Source organism: Bacillus sp. MRMR6, assembly GCF_001940785.1.
In the GTDB taxonomy this organism is placed as follows: Bacteria; Bacillota; Bacilli; order Bacillales; family Cytobacillaceae; genus Neobacillus.
The window spans coordinates 351,861-365,641 of the sequence record NZ_MSLS01000001.1; the positions used below are offsets into that span (position 1 = coordinate 351,861).

The 13,781-nt window shown below is 38.4% G+C and carries 10 protein-coding genes and 3 pseudogenes; all 13 read left to right on the forward strand.

Translation table 11 applies throughout. From position 1 onward, the window contains the following. Position 1: 1 nt before the first annotated feature. Positions 2-955, forward strand: a complete 954-nt coding sequence (locus BTR25_RS01800; RefSeq protein ID WP_075685546.1) for an ABC transporter permease — start codon at positions 2-4, stop codon at positions 953-955. Between the two features lie 155 nt (positions 956-1,110). Then, entirely contained in the window at positions 1,111-2,397 is a 1,287-nt protein-coding gene (yfmF, locus tag BTR25_RS01805; RefSeq protein ID WP_075685548.1) for an EF-P 5-aminopentanol modification-associated protein YfmF, read from the forward strand. Then, a complete protein-coding gene (gene yfmH, locus BTR25_RS01810) occupies positions 2,390-3,682 on the forward strand; it encodes an EF-P 5-aminopentanol modification-associated protein YfmH (RefSeq protein WP_075685550.1) in 1,293 nt (430 codons plus the stop codon). The genes yfmF and yfmH overlap by 8 nt, the downstream gene beginning before the upstream one ends. 76 nt (positions 3,683-3,758) lie before the next feature. After that, a complete protein-coding gene (gene ymfI, locus BTR25_RS01815) occupies positions 3,759-4,481 on the forward strand; it encodes an elongation factor P 5-aminopentanone reductase (protein ID WP_075685552.1) in 723 nt (240 codons plus the stop codon). A gap of 79 nt (positions 4,482-4,560) precedes the next feature. Beyond that, positions 4,561-4,818: a DUF3243 domain-containing protein gene (locus BTR25_RS01820; RefSeq protein WP_075685554.1), complete on the forward strand. Its 258-nt coding sequence runs from the start codon at positions 4,561-4,563 to the stop codon at positions 4,816-4,818. Positions 4,819-5,176: 358 nt separating this feature from the next. Next, complete coding sequence (locus BTR25_RS01825; RefSeq protein WP_075685556.1) at positions 5,177-5,965, forward strand: YmfK family protein; 789 nt, start codon at positions 5,177-5,179, stop codon at positions 5,963-5,965. 20 nt (positions 5,966-5,985) lie between these two features. Further along, entirely contained in the window at positions 5,986-6,888 is a 903-nt protein-coding gene (locus BTR25_RS01830) for a helix-turn-helix domain-containing protein (RefSeq protein WP_075685558.1), read from the forward strand. A 53-nt stretch (positions 6,889-6,941) separates the two neighbouring features. Further along, on the forward strand, positions 6,942-7,520 hold the full coding sequence (gene pgsA / locus BTR25_RS01835; protein ID WP_075685560.1) for a CDP-diacylglycerol--glycerol-3-phosphate 3-phosphatidyltransferase: 579 nt from the start codon (positions 6,942-6,944) through the stop codon (positions 7,518-7,520). Between the two features lie 35 nt (positions 7,521-7,555). Further along, positions 7,556-8,803 carry a competence/damage-inducible protein A gene (locus BTR25_RS01840; RefSeq protein ID WP_075685562.1) on the forward strand — a complete coding sequence of 416 codons (1,248 nt, stop codon included), beginning with the start codon at positions 7,556-7,558 and terminating at the stop codon, positions 8,801-8,803. A 510-nt stretch (positions 8,804-9,313) separates the two neighbouring features. Continuing rightward, positions 9,314-9,598 (forward strand): annotated as a pseudogene (locus BTR25_RS01845) (recombinase RecA); the annotation flags it as partial. Positions 9,599-10,428: 830 nt separating this feature from the next. Beyond that, positions 10,429-12,339, forward strand: a complete 1,911-nt coding sequence (gene ltrA / locus BTR25_RS01850; RefSeq protein WP_075685564.1) for a group II intron reverse transcriptase/maturase — start codon at positions 10,429-10,431, stop codon at positions 12,337-12,339. Positions 12,340-12,442: 103 nt separating this feature from the next. Then, positions 12,443-12,766: pseudogene (locus BTR25_RS01855) on the forward strand (recombinase RecA); the annotation flags it as partial. 309 nt (positions 12,767-13,075) lie between these two features. Continuing rightward, positions 13,076-13,519, forward strand: a pseudogene (locus BTR25_RS01860) (recombinase RecA family protein); the annotation flags it as partial. Positions 13,520-13,781 lie beyond the last annotated feature (262 nt).

The window sequence follows — 13,781 nt, forward strand, 5'->3', positions numbered from 1 at the left end:
TATGTGGACAATCATAGAACAAATATTTCCTTATGCAATAATATTCACCATCCCTCTTCTTATAACAGCATTAGGCGGTCTTTTTAGCGAACGTAGTGGTGTTGTAAATATTGGTCTTGAAGGTCTAATGATCATTGGAGCCTTTGGTTGTGCCCTCACGGCAAACTACCTGCAAGATATCTGGACAAATAATAATATGGTATTATGGGTTAGTATTTTAGTCGCAGCTCTCGCAGGAATGCTTTTTTCCTTGTTACATGCGTTTGCAAGTATTAATTTAAGTGCCAATCAAATTATTAGCGGTACAGCTATTAATATGATTGCTACTGCTTTAACAGTATTCTTAGCAAGAAACATTACAGGCAGTGGAAATATTCGTATTACAAGTGGTTTTACACCATCAAATATACCGTTTTTATCTGATATTCCAATTATTGGTCCGTTACTTTTCACAAAGACGTATCCGACAACATGGTTTATCTTAGTAGTATTGTTAGTCAGCACATTTATCCTTTACAAAACAAAATTCGGACTGCGCTTAAGATCTTGTGGAGAGTTTCCTCAGGCTGCTGAAGCTGCAGGGGTGAATGTTAGAGGCATCCGCTATAGTGGTGTACTCATTTCTGGTGCTTTTGCAGGATTAGGCGGTGCCTTAATTATTGTTACTTATGCAGGTGAATTTACCGGATCTGTTTCCGGGCTTGGATTCTTAGCACTTGCTGCATTGATCTTTGGTCAATGGAGACCGCTTGGATTATTAGGAGCTGCTCTATTCTTTGGTTTTGCAAGTACAATTGCAAACGTTTCGCAAGTTATACCTGAACTGGCAGTTATTCCGCCAATCATTCTTAAAATTTTCCCATATGTGGTGACATTAATTGCATTAGTTATCTTCTCGAAATCATCACAAGCGCCTAAAGCTGCAGGGGAGCCGTTTGATTCAGGAAAACGCTAAAAAATACGAAAGGCTGGCCATTGTGCCAGTCTTTTTTGTATAGGTTTATTTTGAATGGAAAAACTAAAACTGTATAGTAACAGATGAAGGGAAATATATGTTAGACGTACCATACATAGAATAGAATAGTTTACGATTGATAAGGAGGATGGTCCATGCCCGTTTTAACAGAAGCCGTTAAGGAAATGAAGGGGTATAAGCTTCATATTGTCAAGACAGATAAATATAAAACAAATACAATTGTTTGGAAGATGAAAGCCCCATTGACACAGGATGCTGTAACAAAAAGAGCTCTTCTTCCCCATGTCCTGCAAAGCAGTTCAGCTAAATACCCTACTACTGCAGCACTCCGTTCTTATTTAGATGAGCTATATGGGGCAACTTTATTTATTGATTTGGCAAAAAAAGGAGAGTATCAGGTAATCAGCTTTTCTTTAGAGATCGCCAATGAAAAATTTCTGAGCAATCCCAGCCCGTTACTGCAAAAAGGCTTTGAATTATTAGCAGAAGTACTAACAAATCCGAACGTTTCTGGCGATTCACTTGACAGTGAAACCGTAGAAAAAGAGAAGCGAATATTGAAGCAGCGAATACAATCAGTTTTTGATGATAAAATGCGTTATTCAAATGTCCGCTTGTTAGAAGAAATGTGTAAGGGCGAACCGTATGCTCTTCAAGTGAACGGTCAAGCAGATGATGTTGACCCTATCACGCCTTCAAATTTATATGAGTATTATAAAAAGGCTTTTGCAGAGGATGAAATGGATTTATACGTCATCGGTGATGTCAATGAGGATGAGGTAATTGGATTTGCCAATGATTTGCTCCAATTTGAAAATCGAACACCGCAAATGGTTCAGTCAACAGAAGTTAATAAAAAATCAGAAGTTCAAGAAATTAAGGAACAACAGGACGTAAAACAAGGGAAACTCAATATAGGTTACCGGACAAATATTGCCTACGGTGATTCTGAATATTACGCATTACAGGTTTTTAATGGAATATTCGGAGGTTTTTCACATTCTAAACTATTTATCAATGTCCGTGAAAAAGCCAGTCTTGCTTATTATGTAGCAAGTAGATTGGAAAGCCATAAGGGGCTTATGATGGTCATGTCAGGAATAGATTTGGCCAACTATGATCAAGCAATTGGAATTATTCGGGAACAAATGGAGGCAATGAGAAAAGGAGAGTTCACTGATCAAGAAATTGACCAGACCAAAGCTGTCGTTCGCAACCAAATGCTTGAAACCGTCGATACTGCAAGAGGACTAACAGAGGTACTTTACCATAATGTAGTCTCTGACAGTAATATTGATTTAAATACTTGGTTAGAGGAAATGCAAAAAACGACTAAAGAAGATATTATTGCAGTTGCTAAAAAGATTGACTTAGATACAATCTATTTCCTTACTGGAAAGGAGGCAGTAGTCAATGGATAAAATCACCTTTGAACAGCTACAAGAAGAATTATTTCATGAAAAGATGTCCAATGGTCTAAACGTATATATTTTACCAAAAAAAGGTTTCAATAAGACCTATGCAACTTTTACAACAAAATATGGATCAATTGATAACACCTTTATTCCATTAGGTAAAAATGAATATACAACCGTTCCTGATGGGATTGCTCATTTTTTAGAACATAAACTTTTCGAAAAAGAAGACGGTGATGTTTTTCAGCAATTTAGCCGTCAAGGTGCTTCTGCAAATGCCTTTACCTCCTTTACAAGGACAGCTTACTTATTTTCGAGCACATCGGATGTTGAGAAAAACCTTGAGACATTAATTGATTTTGTTCAGGAACCTTATTTTTCAGAAAAGACGGTTGAAAAGGAAAAAGGAATTATTGGCCAAGAAATTACCATGTACGATGACAATGCTGATTGGCGCCTTTACTACGGGCTAATCCAAAACATGTATCAAAACCACCCAGTTAAAATTGATATAGCGGGGACGATTGAATCAATTTCTCACATAACAAAAGGCCTGCTATATGAGTGCTACAATACCTTCTATCATCCAAGCAATATGCTTTTATTTATTGTCGGACCGGTTGATCCAGAATCGATCATGAATCAGGTGCGTGACAATCAGGCAAAAAAAGAGTATGAGGCAATGCCTGAAATTCAACGGAAATTTGATCAAGAGCCAATGCCAACTGCTGAAAAAAGGCAGGTGCTTGAGATGAATGTCCAAACATCTAAATGTTTAGTTGGAGTTAAGGCACTTCATGTTGATCAAAGTGGCAAAGAAATGCTGAAAACTGAATTAGCCATAAATGTTCTTCTAGATATGTTGTTTAGTAAAAGCTCTGAAAACTATCAACAGCTTTATAATAAAGGGCTTATTGATGATACGTTTTCATATGATTATTCGCAGGAAAAAGGCTTTGGTTTTGCTATGCTAGGTGGAGACACAGATCAACCAGATCAATTAGCCAAGGAGCTTGAAAGGATGCTCCTAACTGTAAAAGCTGGGGATGTTTTTTCAGAAGAACAACTAGAGCGGACAAAAAAGAAGAAGATTGGGGCATTTTTACGAGCTGTGAATTCACCTGAATATATTGCCAACCAATTCACGAGATATGCCTTTAATGATATGGACTTATTTGATGTTGTGCCAACACTTGAGCAAATCACTTTAAATGATGTTATCTCACTTGCAGCGGATTTTATTGCTGAGGAACGCTTCTCCGTATGCCAGGTTGTACCTAACAAAAAGTAAAAAGAGTAGAAGCGCCGGCTGTTGGCGCTTCTATTTAATGTTACAATGGATGTATTGATAAGAAGAGAGTGAGATCATGCCGAAGTACGCATTAATTACTGGAGCCAGCGGAGGAATTGGTAAAGCAACTGCCTGGAAACTAGCCACTGAAGGGTACAATTTATATTTGCATTATCATACGAATGAAAAAGCTGTGAATGAATTGGTGTATGAACTTACCGTTTTTGGCGGAGAATATATTCCTATTAGAGCAAATTTAAATGATCCTGACGGTTATAAAAAACTATGCTCGCACATTTTTTCAATTGATGCAATCGTATACTGCAGCGGTCACAGTCATTATGGACTTTTAGTTGATTTAGAACAGGCAGAGGCTGAATCATTAATGAGAGTCCATATTATGAGTCCAATGTTAATAACTAAAGAGTTACTTCCAAAATTAACAAGTAAGAGGTCTGGAAATATCGTTGTCATAACTAGCATCTGGGGCCAAACGGGCGCTGCTTGTGAAGTAGCCTATTCAGCAGTCAAAGGGGCTCAAATTGCCTTTGTGAAGGCCCTAAGTAAAGAGGTCGCACTAAGTGGTGTTCGGGTGAATGCGGTATCTCCAGGGGCGGTAAACACATTAATGATGGGCAAGTTTACGAAAGAGGAAAAAGAGGAAATTGAATATGAGATCCCAATGGGGAGAATTGGTAACCCCGATGAGATAGCAAATGCAGTAAAATTCTTACTGTCAGATGATTCCTCGTATATAACAGGTCAGGTGCTTTCGATTAATGGCGGTTGGTATACATAAAATATCTAATTTTCTATTGCATAATTACCACCTATTTAATCCAAAATAACATTGTACTATTCCTAAGGAGGGTTAATATATGTCTGTTCTAGATAACTGGAAACAGTGGGAAGATTTCCTTGCTGACCGTCTTCATCAAGCACAAGGCCAAGGGATGAGTGAGGGAGCAATTAGCAATCTTGCTTTTCAAATTGGTGATTATTTATCAACGCAAGTTGAGCCTAAAAACGAACAAGAAAAAGTACTTGCAGACCTATGGTCCGTGGCAAGCGAAGAAGAGCAGCAAGCAATTGCAAACATGATGGTAAAATTAGTCCAAAATAATGGTAGTCGCTAAGAGAGAGGTTCTCCTCTCTTTTTTTGTTTATTTTTATGATAAAGGTGAATGTTAATTATGAACAGATTTTTGCGAAATCTACGAGACTCCTCGAAAATGCTATCGCATTTCCTTCGTGCGTGGGCAGATTCGAAGATGTATATTCAATGTCCAGAGGGAACAACGAGCCGTGTGAGTCGGTACGATCGAGGAGGCTCACCGGTAAGCCCGCGGAAAGGGAGCGGATTTCTCAAAAATCTAAAACAAAATATTAGAGCTGCCTCCTCTGTGATTTTACTTTCATCTTATACAGAAATCATATATTATAAGGTTTAGATGAAGTAATGAAAAATTTGTCGTTTTACATTGGAGGTTTTTTATGGAGAAGAAAGAATGGTATTTAGAATATGAGATTCAAAAAAACCGTCCTGGATTGTTAGGTGACATTTCATCTCTATTAGGTATGTTAGCCATAAATATTGTAACGATTAATGGTGTTGACGAAGGTAGACGAGGTTTATTAATGCTAGCAAAAGATGATAATCAAATTAAACGTTTAGAGTCAATTTTAAATACAATGGACACAATAAAGTTAATAAAGATTAGAGAGCCAAAACTACGTGATCGTCTTGCTATAAGACATGGAAGATATATACAAAGGGATGCGGATGATAAAAAAACATTCCGTTTTGTAAGAAATGAGCTAGGTGTTTTAGTTGATTTTATGGCAGAATTATTTAAGCAGGAAGGCCATAAATTGATTGGGATACGAGGAATGCCAAGGGTAGGAAAAACAGAGTCTGTGGTTGCTGCTAGTGTCTGTGCAAATAAGCGTTGGCTTTTTGTTTCTTCTACGCTATTAAAACAAACCGTTCGAAACCAGCTTATTGAGGATGAGTATAATAGCAATAATCTATTTATCCTTGACGGAATTGTCTCAAGACGGGCCAGTGAGAGGCATTGGCAGCTTGTCCGTGAAATTATGCGTTTACCTGCTGTCAAAGTGGTAGAACATCCTGATTATTTCGTCCAAAATTCGGAGTATACACTTGATGACTTTGACTATATTATCGAGTTACGAAATGGTGCGGACGAGGAGATTACTTACGACGTTGTGGATAAAAATAATTTGTTCTCCGGGTCTGATTTTGGAGATTTTGATTTTTGAAAATTGGAAGGTGTTAAAAGGTGACTGAACTAGGTAACCGATTGAAAGAAGTACGCTTGGCTAAAGGATTAAGTCTTGACGATGTACAGTCTATCACAAAAATCCAAAAGAGGTACCTTATAGGAATTGAGGAGGGTAATTACTCTGCGATGCCTGGGAATTTCTATGTACGGGCATTTGTAAAACAGTATGCTGAAGCATTACATTTAAATCCCGATGAGATCTTCGATACGTATAAGGGAGAAATTCCTGCTACCCATCATGATGATTTGCCAGAGCAATTGTCCAGGGTGAAGACTCGCAAAAGTTTTACAGAAAGCAGTTCGAAAATATTTGATGTGCTTCCGAAAATTTTAATAGGTGTGTTCTTAATTGGGGCTGCAGGAGTTTTATATTATTTTTTAGCAAATAACCTCGGTAATAACGCAAATGATGCTGTTAACAACGACAATGAGCCTGTTAAGTTTGTAAGATCTGATAATCTTGATCAAGTTGAAGAAGATACAGAGGAAGGTACAGAAAATGGTGAAACAGAACAGGCAGAGGAGAAAGATCCTGTACCTGTTGAAGAAACACCGAAGCAAGAATTAACAGTTGTTGAAAGCGGTGGAATTAAAACCACGTATGATTTGAAAAATGCCGATAAATTTGAACTTAAATTAGTTTCAAAGGGTGAGTCTTGGGTTAATATTAAAGATGAAGCAGGCAAATCCTATTTCCAAGGAATGCTTTCAACAGCAGCAGGTGGTACCCCAAGTACAACTGTGGATTTAACGAACGATGGTAATATAATCATTGTGGTCGGAAGAACGCTCGATACTGATATATTTGTAAATGATCAAAAGCTTGAGTATGCGATTGCACCGACAGAAGTAGTTCGACAGGACATAACGATTCAATATGTTCCGAAGGACAAAGAATAGTCATCCGAGATGACTATTCTTCTTCGTGCTAATAAAGTTTTGGAGGATATTATATGAATGTACCAAATAAAATAACGGTTTCAAGGATCTTATTAATTCCCTTATTCCTAATCATCATGCTTGCACCACTTAATTGGGGAGAAATGCAGTTACTTGGGGCGGTATTGCCGGTGACGCATTTTGTTGGGGCACTTATTTTTATTTTTGCAGCTGCTACTGATTGGGTAGATGGGTATTATGCCCGTAAATACAATTTAGTAACGAATATGGGAAAATTCCTTGACCCATTAGCAGATAAACTTCTTGTCTCTGCCGCTTTAATTGTCCTTGTTGAGCTTGGTTTTGCAGCTTCATGGATTGTTATCGCGATCATCAGCAGAGAATTTGCTGTAACAGGTTTACGTCTTTTACTTGTTGAAGGTGGGGAAGTTGTAGCTGCTAACACGCTTGGAAAAATTAAAACATGGGCCCAAATCGTGGCCATTTCAGCTTTACTTTTACATAATATTATTTTTGAAATGATTTCTTTTCCCTTTGATGATATTGCTCTTTGGGTTGCCTTAATCTTTACCATGTGGTCAGGCTGGGATTATTTTTCTAAAAATAGTCATGTATTTAAAAACTCTAAATAAGTTGTCTTTGACAGTCATGCAAAGGGGTAATGAAGATGAATGCTGAGATTATTGCGGTGGGTTCTGAGTTATTATTAGGACAGATCGTCAACACAAATGCTCGTTTTTTATCGCAGCATTTAGCAGGAGCAGGTATTAATGTTTTCTTTCACACAGTGGTTGGAGATAACCCTGACCGTTTGAAAACTGCTATTGAGATTGCTGAAAAGCGCTCGAATTTAATTATTTTCACAGGAGGACTTGGTCCTACTAAGGATGATTTAACAAAAGAAACCATCGCTAAACATATTGGAACAAATCTCGTGATGGATCTAACGGCATTAGAGTCAATTGAGCAATATTTCAAAAATGTCAATCGAGTAATGACTGAGAATAATAAGAAGCAAGCACTAGTTTTAGAGGGGTCACATGTTTTGCCCAATCAAAATGGCATGGCTCCTGGAATGGTACTAGAGAAGGAAAATCATACATATATGCTGCTGCCAGGACCGCCTAAGGAAATGGAACCGATGTTTTTACAATATGGTCTTCCTGCCCTTTCGGTAGAGGAGATGGAAAAGATCGTTTCAAGAGTTTTAAGGTTCTTCGGAATTGGTGAAGCAGCACTTGAAACGGAAATTATTGATTTAATTGATACTCAAACCAATCCGACTATTGCACCGCTAGCCTCAGATGGAGAAGTGACGTTAAGGTTGACGGCAAGACATCAGGACACTCAAGCGGCACAGAAGATGCTGGATGAGGTGGAAGAAAAGATACATTCCCGTGTTGGTGAATTTCTCTATGGCTATGAAAATACCTCTTTAATGGAAGAGTTAGTAAAACAGCTAAAGGAAAAGAAAATGGCCATATCTGCCGCAGAAAGCTTAACGGGCGGGATGTTTCAACAGAGTCTGACTAGTTTCACTGGTGCAAGTTCAATCTTTAAAGGCGGCGTTGTTTGTTATACGAATGAAGTGAAGCACAATGTCTTAAATGTTAAGCGGGAAACAATTGAGAAGCATGGAGTTGTTAGTGAAGAATGTGCAAAAGAGTTGGCTGAAAATATCGCCACATTGATCTCAACGGATATTGGAATTAGTTTTACCGGTGTTGCTGGCCCAGACGAACTAGAAGGGCAGCCGGTTGGAACGGTATATATTGGAATCTCAATAAAGGGCCAACCAACTGTTGTTGAAAAACTAGTGCTGGGAGGAAACAGAAAAGCTAACCGCACAAGGACAGTCAAATACGGATGCTATCATTTAATAAAGCTATTACAAGAATCACAGAAAGCTATTTAAGCTTCTGTGTTTTTTTTATAGAAGGCTGTGTTAATGGATACTGTTGATTTTAGAACCTGTTGATTGGAGTGTAAGGCGCTTGACTCTTCGAAAATGAAAATCACATTTTCTTCGTGCAATGTTTCACTACCGTAGCCTTCCTTGTCCTGCGGGATGTACGAGCTGAGTGAGACCCCACAGGTGCGAAGCTGTAAGGAGGCTCACGGGCGAGCCCGCGGAAAGCATAGCGCCTGTAGCGTAAATCAACAGCCTAGTTTAACACAGTCTTATAGAAAGGAAAATGTCAGATAATAGAGGAAAATGGTTGATTTCGTTAAGAAGATTTATATTTATTGGATAAAAGTTTATCTATTTACCTGTTTTTACATGTCTAATTGATATGAAAAAACAGAATAAACGTTCGCTGTTTTACTCGACAAAAAAGCTAAAAGGGGTTATATTATTAATAGGTTTTAAATCAATAGATTTTGGCTATAAAACTTTTGTTTTGATATAAAGGAGGAACAAGTAGTGAGTGATCGTAAAGCGGCCTTAGAAATGGCGCTAAAACAGATTGAAAAGCAATTTGGTAAAGGCTCCATTATGAGAATGGGAGAGCAAGGTGAAACAAAGATTTCAACAGTTCCAAGTGGATCCTTAGCACTTGATGCAGCACTTGGAGTAGGTGGATACCCCCGCGGTAGAATAATTGAAATTTATGGCCCTGAGAGCTCTGGTAAAACAACTGTAGCATTACATGCTATTGCAGAAGTTCAAGCAAAAGGTGGACAAGCAGCATTTATTGATGCTGAGCATGGTGCGATTTGTTGCTAAGTTAAATCCATTGGAAACAATGGGCTAAAGCTTAGCCGAGTAAAGACCACGGAAGTAAAACTCCAAATGTAACCGGTGGTTAAAAACTCGAACTGTATGACTAATTTGGCAGGTGAAATACCTGCTTAGGATGAATGCGAGCATTCCTACCCTAATACCCCGACATGCTATGATAAATCCGTGTTTATCATGGTGTGAAGCTCGGAGAGGACGGCGAAACTTGACCTGAGATGGTCAGGAGTAGTCGGGGGGCTAGAAAATTCCTATGCGTAGAGGGTCCTCTGGACTAGAACGAACCAACGGAAGTACGGCTCGAAAGGCGTGGAGATACCAAAATGAAGGTACTCACATCCGAAAGGATGACCAGTAGTGGATTTTGTGCTCGTGTTTGCAAAATCTGTGATTAACCAGTATAGGTTATTCGGGAATTTAAACCTCTCGCAGTGGTTGAATTCTTTGCTGGCGGGTTAGAGTTGGACGCTAAGGGAATATGTAAAGCTAAGTCATACGGAACAAATGAAGCCGAGAAGTGGATGCTAAGGTTGCGGAACCAATGACACTAATCAGTAGGAAATGGCTGATGAATCTCGGTGGCAGCAGCCCGTAGTAGGTATGAAGCACTGATAATAAGGTGTGGACCGAAGGGGCATAGTTAGTAGTTATGTTACAAGAGTAGATTTGCGACTAAACTGACAAGGAAGCCGTTAAGGAATCGAAGTAATTAGTCGATTTCAATGAGCACAACTGACTAAAACCTGCAATCCTTCAAAGCATTTCGTGTAGTTATACACGATTGAAGGGGGTACAAGAACTTGTCGAGACCAAGAACAGAAGCCGAATACAAATCCCTGCAAGATAAATTTTATAACCAAACAAAGAAATGTTTGGAAAGAAACGAACGCCTAAGTTTTAAAGGGCTTCTCGAAATCGTTAAATGCGATGCAGTAATAATAACGGCAATACACAAGCTAAAAGCAAATAAAGGTAGTAGAACACCTGGAAGCGATGGAATTGTCATGGAAGATATTTTGGTCAAAGATTATCGTGAGGTAGTCGAAGGGGTTAAAAAGAAACTGGACAATTACAAAGCATTGCCTGTAAGAAGAAAACTAATTCCGAAAACAGGTAAGAAAGGTGAATTTAGACCACTTGGCATTCCGGCAATCATAGACAGGGTTATACAAGAACTGATTAGGGGCGTAATAGAGCCTATAATTGAAGCCCAGTTCTATGACCACTCTTACGGGTTTAGACCCATGAGAGAAGCAGGCCAGGCGGTTGAATACCTTAACCATATTATGAGACGTACAGGGTACACATGGTGTATCGAAGGTGATATAAGCAAATTCTTTGATGAAGTTAATCACCGTATTCTTCTAAAGACCTTATGGTCTATGGGAATAAGAGATAAACGGATATTAATGATTATTAAAGAGATGCTTGAAGCCGGAATAATGAATGAATGCAGTAGAAATGAACTTGGAACACCACAAGGAGGAATTATTTCTCCATTGTTAGCAAACCTATACTTACATCGTATGGATATGTGGATAACAAAAGAGTGGTATAACAAGAAGACAAGGAAAAGTTTTGTAAGCCAAGCGTCTAAAATTTCTACATTAAAGCATCATTCGACACTAAAACCAGCGTATTTAATACGTTATGCCGATGATTGGGTCATTGTATGTCGAAGTAAAACGGACGCTGAAAAGTGGAAATACCGGATAGGAGAATATCTGGGAAATACATTAAAACTTCGGCTTTCGGAAGAAAAGACATTAATAACGGACGCCAGAAAGAAACCTCTAAAGTTCTTAGGGTTCAAGATTAAAATGCTCAGTAATCGTGGAAAAGCAACACATGGGATATTGCCGAAAGTAACGCCGGATGAAGAACGAATTGATCTGAAGGTAAAAGAATTACGTAAAGCTATCAGGAGATTGAAATACGCCAAAAACAAAGAGTTCTTAATTAGTGATATAAATCTTATCAATTCCCAAATTAGAGGAATAATTAATTATTACTCAGCGGCAGATGGTGTAAATGAAGTTCTTCGAAAGTACAAAGAAACACTGAAATATGCTTCTTATAAGGCATTAAAGAAGTATGGTGCAAAATGGACTCCGGCAAACAAAACAGACAATTTAAGGGAAGTTCACGAAGAAAGAACTGAACAAATTGCGGCAATTGAATATGTAGTGCCTAAACGAATACCTAAGAAGCATATAACCGAAAAGGATAAAATAGTTGTTGGTATCACTTCCATAGCTTTTGCAAAGTGGCAAATGGTTACGAAAAAGAAGTTAACGGAATCGCCATATACAATAGATGGAAGAGAACATTACACAAAAAGGTCAAAGAAGAAAGCAGCTTTATACAGGGCTGATTCTATCTTTAATGACATCCAATCGGTTTTAATCGCCTATGACACAAAAAGTCAAATATATAATTTTGAATACTTAATGAACAGAGGATATACTTTCAATCGGGATAGGGGAAAATGCAGGTGTTGCAGTGATTTCGTCACTGGAGAAACGGTAAATATTCACCATGTAAAACCATATTTACCATTGAACGAGATTAATAAGGTTGCGAATTTGGCAACAGTGTGTAAACCGTGTCATTATCGAATCCATAACGAAAAAGAATTAACAGGGATACCACCTACGGTGGGTAAAAGGATTGAAAGTTTTAGGAAGAAATTAGTCAAGCAAATCGCATAACTATTGATGGAACGCCGTATGCGGGGAAACTCGCACGTACGGTGTGAGGCGGGGGAAAACAGCTCCTAACGGGTAAGCCGAGGATGTCTGTTACCTATCGCTATCCCTTGATCCAGCATATGCTCAAAAACTTGGTGTAAACATTGATGAGTTATTGTTATCTCAGCCAGATACTGGGGAACAAGCACTTGAAATTGCCGAGGCTCTAGTTCGAAGCGGAGCAGTTGATATTCTTGTTGTCGACTCCGTTGCAGCATTAGTCCCAAAAGCGGAAATTGAAGGCGAAATGGGAGATTCTCACATGGGTCTTCAAGCACGCTTAATGTCTCAAGCACTTAGAAAACTATCCGGTGCCATTAATAAATCTAAAACAATCGCAATCTTCATTAACCAAGTTCGTGAAAAAATTGGTGTCATGTTTGGAAATCAACTCGTAGTTGCTTAATCGTTTTTTAGATTAAGGAGTTTACACTGGGTTTCCCTTACTAGTGATAGTATGTAAAATAACCTTGTGAACCCTATTGCCTAGGGGTGTGATGAAAACATTGCTAACGGTGAAGCCCTCCATGTATGGGTAATACCGTGCCAAGCCTTATCTTGATAAGGAAGGTGTAGAGACTACCGAAAAGAGCTGTAAGGCTAACTGAGTAGGGTACGGCAGGTGATAGGCTGCTGCTGGAAGTGCAAGGCTCTCTAATTAGAGATGAAGAGATAGTCCGTGCTATAGAAATGGAAAATCTATAGGTCGCCAGAAACAACTCCAGGTGGACGCGCGTTGAAATTCTATTCGACGGTACGTATTGAAGTACGTCGTGCAGAGGCGCTTAAGCAAGGTACTGATATCGTAGGTAACAAAACAAAGATTAAAGTTGTTAAAAATAAAGTTGCTCCGCCATTCCGTACAGCTGAGGTAGATATAATGTATGGTGAAGGTATTTCTAAAGAAGGCGAAATCATTGATATCGGCTCTGATTTAGAAATTGTTCAAAAGAGTGGATCATGGTTTTCCTATAATGATGAAAGACTGGGACAAGGCCGTGAAAATGCAAAGTTATTCTTAAAAGAAAATCCAAGCATTCGCCAAGAAATCCAACAAAAAATCCGTAATCACTATGGTTTAGATGGTGACAAAATCGTTACAGAAACAGGAGACGATGAGAAATTAGAATTACTAGACTAAAATTTTAAGCAAAACCTGAAGCAGGTTTTGCTTTTTTGAAATAAAATGAATAATTATTAAAGTGGATGTATGTTTATTCATTTTGATCCTACCATACTCTTTGCGAAACACTGAACAAATTCTAAATATTTCAAAAAGCTGGTAGGACTTACCCTTGACAATGAATATACACACATTTACAATTAAAATGTATATTTTACATTTTGTTAATATTACATGAAAAGCCTTAGTGCTTGCTGTATGTTGAGTCTAAACAATGTAC